This window comes from Mycobacterium sp. (assembly GCF_051006775.1).
Classification (GTDB): Bacteria; Actinomycetota; Actinomycetes; order Mycobacteriales; family Mycobacteriaceae; genus Mycobacterium.
The window spans coordinates 1-3,872 of sequence record NZ_JBPCSX010000209.1 but is presented as its reverse complement, the minus strand read 5'-3'; the positions used below and the strand labels follow the sequence as shown (position 1 = coordinate 3,872).

Here is a 3,872-nt window from a genome sequence, read left to right as displayed (position 1 = left end):
CGCCAACATTGTGTTCGAGGACGCCAACCTGGCCGAGGCCATCCCGTTCTCCTGCATGTTCGCCATGGCGAACAACGGCGAGGGCTGTGCATTGCCGACCCGGCTGTTGATCCAGCGGTCGGTCTATCCGCAGGCCCTCGAGCATGTCGCCGCGGTCATGGGGTCATTCAAAGTGGGGGACCCGTTCGAGGCGGACACCTACATCGGCCCACTGATCAACACCGCTGCGGTGGAACGCGTCGAGAGCATGGTGGCCCAAGCCGTCTCGACCAACGCGGGCAGACTCGTGGTGGGTGGGGACCGGCCCGGGGGCGAACTGTCGCAGGGCTTCTTCGTGAACCCCACCGTTCTGGCAGATGTGGACCCGGACAGCGAGATCGCTCAGCGTGAGGTGTTCGGACCGGTGCTTTCGGTGATCCCGTTCGATACCGAGGAGGATGCCGTCCGAATCGCCAATTCGACGGTGTACGGACTCACCAACTACATCCAGAGTGCCGATCATCGCCGGGTGCGCCGTCTGGTTCCGCAGTTGAATTGCGGCACCATCGGTGTCAACAGCGCCGCGTGTATGACCCATCTGGCCCCCTTCGGCGGCTGCGGAGTGAGCGGATTCGGCCGCGAAGGCGGCAAAGCGGGCATCGATGAATTCGTCAAGGTCAAGACGGTATTGGAGAAGTGACAATGCGTTTGCAGGACAAGGTCGTCGTCATCACCGGGGCGGGGTCGGGCCTGGGCCGCGATTGCGCGCTGTTGTTCGCGCAGCACGGGGCCAAGATCGTGGTCACCGATCTGTCCGCGCAGCGCAGCGAGAAGGTCGCCGGGGAGGTCGCCGAGGCGGGGGGACAGGCGGTCTGGCTGAAGGCCGACGTTCGTATCGAGGACGAGATGGAGGCCGCGGTGGCGTTGGCCGTTTCCACATTCGGGCGGCTGGATGTCATGTTCGCGAACGCCGGTGTCAGCGAGGTCGGATTCGGCAGTGTGCCCTTCGATGAGCTCTCCGTCGAGAATTGGCAGGCGGTTCAGGACATCAACCTCAAGGGGGTGTTCCTGGCGGCCAGGGCCGCGTTCCGGGTGATGAAGGATCAGGGTTACGGCAACATCGTGGTGACCTCCTCTGCGGCCAGCCTGGTCGCGTATCCGGGTTTTGTCAGCTACACGGCCTCCAAACACGGGGTGAACGGGTTGGTGAAAGCGCTGTCCTTCGGCCTCGGAAAACACGGGATCCGGGTCAACGCGCTGTGTCCGACCCACGGTATGTCCGCCAACCTCGCGCTGCCCCCCGATGCCGAAGTCCTCGGTCTGTCCTACGAGGAACTCGGTGGACCCTGGGTCAAAGAGAATGCGGCGATGCCTCTGCGGCTTGATCGGCCGCCGACAATTCGGGATAACTCGAACGTGGCACTTTTCCTCGCTTCGGATGACTCGGAGTACATGTCGGGGGTGTGCCTGCCGGCAACTGACGGTGGAACGCACGCGAGGGTCGCGATTCATTTTCCGGGTCTGTGACCCCTGGGGCTCAAGCGGCCGGCGCGAGAATGCGGTTCCGGCTAAATCGGCCGGTTCAGGGCTTGCCAAGACCGCTCACCTGACGGTTGTGTGGGGTAACAACGATTGTGATGATGGAGACCGAAATGACGAATGTGGCGGACGCACCGGAGAAGTTGTGGGCCAATTCCGGCGACTCCCACTTCCTCGAGCCTGAAGACCTCTGGACCAAGAATCTTCCGGCGCACCTCGCGGAGTTGTGCCCACGGGCCGAGAAGGATCCGGACGGCGAATGGGAAACCGTCTTCGTCGACGGTCAGGTCTTCCGCCGCCGGCTGCCGAAAAGCGCTCAGCAGGAGTTCATGGCGGCCACCATGCGTGCGCCCGGCGCCGGCGATGTCGACCTCCGCCTGATCGACCTCGACGCGGAGGGCATCTGGACTGAGTTGGTGTTCCCCTCTCTGGGGCTGTGGGCATCATCGTTTCGCACATCCGAGTTGCTGCGCGAGACCGTCAAAGTCAGCAATGACTGGGCGGTGGACACTCTGATGAAGCGTTCGCCCCGCCTGATCCCCGTCGCTCAGGTTTCCACACTGAATATCGACGACGCGGTGGTCGAATTGAGAAGGGCCCGAGGCCTGGGCTATCGGGCCGTCTTTCTCCCGGTGTCTCCGCACCCACTGCAGAAGGACTACAACCGCGATGAGTGGGAGCCCTTCTGGGCCGCCGCGGAGGATATCGGGATGGTGATCGCCTTCCACATCGGGACCGAACCCATCGATATGGCAACCGGCGGAGCGTCGGGCATGATGTACCGCGGCCCCGGCGGGGCGGTTCTCAACTACACCGAGACCACATTCGGTGGCCAGCGGGCGGTGATGAAACTGGTCGCCTCCGGGGCGCTTGACCGGCACCCGGATCTGAAGGTGCTCGTCTCCGAGGGCGGAGCGACGTGGGTGCCGTTCCTGGCCGACCGCATGGAGGAGGGGTATCGCCAGCACGCCATGGCGGTGCGGCCGAAGCTGAACCGATCGCCCAAGGAGATCATCTACTCCCAGGTCTATGCGTCCTTCCAGCACGACGAGTCGGCGGTCCCCGCGATGACGGCGATGGGTTACAACAATGTCATGTGGGGCTCGGACTACCCCCATATGGAAGGCACCTACGGTCACACCCAGCAAACCCTGCACCATCTCTTCGATGGTGTGGGCGACGCCGTCCGTGAACGGATTCTGTTCGGAACCTTCAACGAGTTGTTCCCCGGGGCTCCTGCACGGCCGGCCAAGTAGTCAGGCGGCACCCCATGGGCGACAGCGTTCTCTATGACCTGCCCGGCGAATTCCTTGCGGATTTCGCAGCCTCCGACGGTTACTGCGACGCACAGTCGATCCTGCCCTCGGAGGATGGATTCGTCTGCCACTGCACCTGCGGGCGATGGGATATCAGGGCCGATTCCAGTGCGGAAGGGCTCGAACTCGCCCGCCGCCACACCGCGCAGACCGGTTGAGTGGAGGGTTCCCGCGCAGATTCCGTCGGTGAGTGGAGCGGCGGGGATTTCGTGCTGGCGGCACCGCGTGATGCGCAACAGGTCAATCTGTGTGTCGCCTGTTCCCGCACCGGCGAGTGCCGGCTAGGACTGAGGGCGGAGAGCTTCGACGGCGAGATCGTGACCACCGATATCGTCTGCCACCGGGACAATGAGGGCGGACCCAGGGTCGCCCACGGCGGGTGGGTGGCGGCGGTGCTCGACGAACTCGTCGGCCACGTGCCGATCCTGCATGGTCAGCTCAGCGTCACCGGCACCCTTACCGTCCGTTTCATTCGGCCGGTACCGATAGAGCGCCCACTGCGCGGCATCGCCTGGGTCGTCCGACGGGAGGCAAGTCGGTGGTATGTCGAGTCGCGCCTCGAGCTGGCTTCCAACAGCGCTGAACTGGCGCACGCTCAAGCTGTGATGGTGTTGCGCGACGCCCAGCATTTCGAGCGCCACCGTCGCTGGCTGGCAGAGCAGGATGAGCAGGAGAACAGATGAGCGGGGTCGCGATGAGCGATGCATCCGGACCAACGGAACTGCCGGACGACGATGGACTTGTCCGTCTGTTTCCGGGTGAGCCGATCACCCACGACAACGCCGCCCACTATCGCGGACGGCTGCAGCGCCGGCTACTGATCAACAGGTGCGGATCCTGCAAGCGCTGGCACCACCCTCCCAAGCCGGTGTGCCCGCACTGCCGGTCGACCGATGTCGTGCCTACCGATGTGAGTGGCAGGGGCACCATCCACATGGCCATCTTCCTGTATCAGGGGCCTCCCGCCGAGGGCGTCGACTATCGGACTCCCTATCCGGTGGTCACAGTCGAGCTCGACGAGAGCGCTGGGCTGCGTTT

General features: G+C 64.2%; 6 protein-coding genes. All 6 read left to right on the top strand.

Annotated features, from left to right (window positions below; translation table 11 throughout):
- A partial coding sequence (locus ACR2JI_RS14735) for an aldehyde dehydrogenase family protein (RefSeq protein WP_526391225.1) occupies positions 1–679 on the top strand: 679 nt, incomplete at its 5' end.
- 2 nt (positions 680–681) lie between these two features.
- Positions 682–1,506: an SDR family NAD(P)-dependent oxidoreductase gene (locus ACR2JI_RS14730; RefSeq protein WP_526391223.1), complete on the top strand. Its 825-nt coding sequence runs from the start codon at positions 682–684 to the stop codon at positions 1,504–1,506.
- Between the two features lie 113 nt (positions 1,507–1,619).
- The gene (locus ACR2JI_RS14725) at positions 1,620–2,774 is read left to right on the top strand and encodes an amidohydrolase family protein (protein WP_526391221.1); all 1,155 of its coding nucleotides are present in this window, start codon (positions 1,620–1,622) and stop codon (positions 2,772–2,774) included.
- A 14-nt stretch (positions 2,775–2,788) separates the two neighbouring features.
- Positions 2,789–2,992 carry a hypothetical protein gene (locus ACR2JI_RS14720; RefSeq protein WP_526391219.1) on the top strand — a complete coding sequence of 68 codons (204 nt, stop codon included), beginning with the start codon at positions 2,789–2,791 and terminating at the stop codon, positions 2,990–2,992.
- Positions 2,993–3,517: a PaaI family thioesterase gene (locus ACR2JI_RS14715; protein WP_526391217.1), complete on the top strand. Its 525-nt coding sequence runs from the start codon at positions 2,993–2,995 to the stop codon at positions 3,515–3,517.
- A gap of 11 nt (positions 3,518–3,528) precedes the next feature.
- On the top strand, positions 3,529–3,872 hold a 344-nt coding region (locus ACR2JI_RS14710; RefSeq protein WP_526391215.1), incomplete at its 3' end, for a Zn-ribbon domain-containing OB-fold protein.